4 protein-coding genes are annotated in these 3,019 nt (G+C 73.5%); 2 read left to right on the forward strand and 2 right to left on the reverse strand.

Translation table 11 applies throughout. The features are described 5' to 3' along the window. Positions 1 to 143 precede the first annotated feature (143 nt). Positions 144 to 806 (reverse strand): LuxR C-terminal-related transcriptional regulator, encoded by a 663-nt coding sequence (locus tag ACYVE9_RS21005; protein WP_461029442.1) that lies wholly within the window; start codon positions 804 to 806, stop codon positions 144 to 146. A gap of 189 nt (positions 807 to 995) precedes the next feature. Further along, positions 996 to 1,634, reverse strand: a complete 639-nt coding sequence (locus tag ACYVE9_RS21010) for a DUF3000 domain-containing protein (protein ID WP_461029443.1) — start codon at positions 1,632 to 1,634, stop codon at positions 996 to 998. A gap of 158 nt (positions 1,635 to 1,792) precedes the next feature. Between ACYVE9_RS21010 and hemE the strand changes: the two genes are divergently transcribed. Continuing rightward, positions 1,793 to 2,857: a uroporphyrinogen decarboxylase gene (gene hemE / locus ACYVE9_RS21015; RefSeq protein ID WP_461029444.1), complete on the forward strand. Its 1,065-nt coding sequence runs from the start codon at positions 1,793 to 1,795 to the stop codon at positions 2,855 to 2,857. Positions 2,858 to 2,867: 10 nt separating this feature from the next. Then, positions 2,868 to 3,019, forward strand: a 152-nt coding sequence (locus tag ACYVE9_RS21020) for an FAD-dependent oxidoreductase (protein ID WP_461029445.1), incomplete at its 3' end; no start/stop codon positions are given.

A 3,019-nucleotide genomic window follows, 5' to 3' on the forward strand; every position in this document is an offset into this window, starting at 1 on the left:
CCGCTGCGGGGTCCTGCGGGGGACTTGCGGGGGAGGCCGCGAACGGCGGCGGACCCGTTGGGGGAGGCGGATCGGCCCCGGACGGGGCCGGCGGGGAGCGGCGGACGGCGTGTCGGTGCGTCAGCGGGGGGTCGGGCGACGGGTCAGTGGATGATCCCGGTGCGCAGGGCGACGGCCACCATGCCGGCGCGGTCCCCGGTGCCCAGCTTGCGGGCGATCCGGGCGAGGTGGCTCTTGACGGTCAGGGCGGAGAGCCCCATGGAGACGCCGATGGCCTTGTTGGACTGGCCTTCGGCGACGAGCCGCAGCACCTCGACCTCCCGCCCGGAGAGTTCGCGGTGACCGCCGGGGTGGCCGGGGGCGCCGGGCGGCCTGCGGTGCAGCCGGGCGGCGGCGGCGCCGATGGGGGCGGCGCCCGGGCGGGTCGCCATGGCCAGGTTGTTGCGGGTTCCGGTGACGACGTAGCCCTTGACACCGCCGGCGAGGGCGTGACGCACCGCGCCGATGTCGTCTGCGGCGGAGAGCGCGAGCCCGTTGGGCCAGCCCGCCGCGCGGGTCTCGGACAGCAGCGTCAGGCCGGAGCCGTCGGGAAGATGGACGTCGGCCACGCAGATGTCGCGTGGGTTGCCGACTCGGGGACGGGCCTCCGCGATCGAAGACGCCTCGATTACGTCCCGCACGCCCAGCGCCCAGAGGTGCCGGGTCACGGTGGAACGGACTCGGGGGTCAGCGACGACGACCATGGCCGTCGGCTTGTTCGGGCGGTAGGCGACCGGGCTTGCGGGGTGCTCGAGGAGAACAGACACCGGGCCTCCTGGGGAGTGGAGTCAGGGATGGCTGCCCGGCTCTCGGGGGGAGCCGTTGCGGCCGGATTGGAAGGGTCAGAAGGTCCTTCGGCAGCAATCCGGCCCCGCTTTAGGGGAAGATCACGAACGAGTGAGGATAAATCTCGCAATTCGGACACAGGGTCGAGCGGGTCCGCACAACCGTCCAGCTCAGAGCGGTTGCGGCCCCCTGCGCGGCGGCAACGGCACCACTCCCGCGTGCCCCGGCCGCTCACCCTGCTCCGGCGGCAATCCGGCGCACTGGCACAGCAGATCGCACCACGCGGCCAGGTGTTCGGCCGCGTCCGGCACCCCCAGCGGTCCCGAAGGGGTCCAGGACGCCCGGATCTCGATGTCCGCGTGCGGCGGTCGGTCCGCCAGCGCCCCGAAGGAGTGCGACGAGGCCCGCGTCACCGTGCCGCCCGCCTGCCCGCAGGACACGGCCCGTGCCTGCAACGCACCCGTCAGCCACGACCAGGTCACCTCCGGCAGCAGCGGGTCGGCGGCCATCTCAGCCTCCAGCTCGGCGCGGGTCAGCGTCACCACGCGGAACGTGCCCTGCCACGAGTCCTGGCCCTGCGGATCGTGCAGCAGCACGAACCGCCCGTCGGCGAGTTCCTCGCCGTCCACCTCCACTGCCGCCTCCAGGGCGTGGGCGAAGGGTGCCAGCCGCCGGGGTGCGGGCATCGGGTCGATCCGCACCTCGGGCCGGCACGACGCCCTGCCCAGTGCCTCCACCGCCCGCCGGAACGCCGGCGGAAGCGCATCGTCGTCGGGGCCTTCAGCCATCTGTGCTCGCGCCGCTGCCATGGGACGGAACAGTAGGCCGAAGCACCCGCGCAACCCGGTAGGAACACCCCCGAACGGCCGAAGAGACCAGCTGTCTCGCCCACCGCGAACAGGCGGCGCAGCCCGCCCGGTTGCGGGCGAGTTGTGGACCGGCCCGCCCCGCGTGGGAGACTTCGCCCGTGAGTGCCGATGACCGCCCCACGGGCCCGCCGCGCAAGACGTACGACTCCGCCTTCCTGAAGGCGTGCCGCCGGGAGGACGTGCCGCACACCCCGGTGTGGTTCATGCGCCAGGCGGGACGTTCGCTGCCCGAGTACCGCAAGCTGCGCGAGGGCATCGCGATGCTCGACTCCTGCATGCAGCCGGAGCTGGTCACCGAGATCACCATGCAGCCGGTCCGCCGGCACAAGGTCGACGCCGCGATCTACTTCAGCGACATCGTGGTGCCGCTCAAGGCCATCGGCATCGATCTCGACATCAAGCCGGGCGTCGGACCGGTCGTCGCCCGGCCGATCCGCTCCCGCGCCGACCTCGCCCAGCTGCGCCCGCTGGAGCCGGACGACGTCTCCTACGTGACCGCGGCCGTCGGCATGCTCACCGAGCAGCTCGGCACCACCCCGCTCATCGGCTTCGCCGGCGCCCCCTTCACCCTCGCCAGCTACCTCGTGGAGGGCGGCCCCTCCCGCAACCACGAGCACACCAAGGCCATGATGTTCGGTGAGCCCGAACTCTGGGCGGAGCTGCTCGACCGCCTCGCCGGCATCACCGCCGCGTTCCTGCGGGTGCAGATCGAGGCCGGCGCCAGCGCCGTGCAGCTGTTCGACTCGTGGGTCGGCGCGCTCGCCCCGGAGGACTACCGCACCCGCGTCCTGCCCTCGTCCGCGAAGGTCTTCGAGGCCGTGGCGGAGTACGGCGTGCCCCGCATCCACTTCGGCGTCGGCACCGGGGAACTGCTCGACCTCATGGCCGAGGCGGGCGCCGACGTGGTCGGCGCGGACTGGCGGGTACCGCTCGACGAGGCGGCCCGACGGGTCGGCCCCGGCCACGCGATCCAGGGCAACCTGGACCCGGCCGTGCTGTTCGCCCCCCGCGAGGCCGTCGAGACGCAGGCCCGCCGGGTGCTGGACTCCGCCCGCGACCTGCCCGGCCACATCTTCAACCTCGGCCACGGTGTCCTGCCCGACACCGACCCCGACGCCCTGGCCCGACTCGTGTCCTACGTGCACGAGCAGACGGCACGCTGAGGCGGTCGGCATGCGGGTCATCGTCGTCGGCGGCGGCATCAGCGGACTCGCCGCCGCCCACCGCCTGACCGAGGGCGGCGCCCGGGTCACGGTCCTGGAGGCCGGGCAGCGGCTCGGCGGCAAGCTGCTCACCGGCAGTGTCGCGGGCAGCACGGTCGACCT

This window comes from Streptomyces sparsus (genome assembly GCF_054776295.1).

What these genes read in the sequence shown, in the direction of transcription:
- ACYVE9_RS21010 (WP_461029443.1), bottom strand. Translation starts at nt 1,634, where the DNA reads ATGGCAGCGGCGCGAGCACAGATGGCTGAAGGCCCCGACGACGATGCG.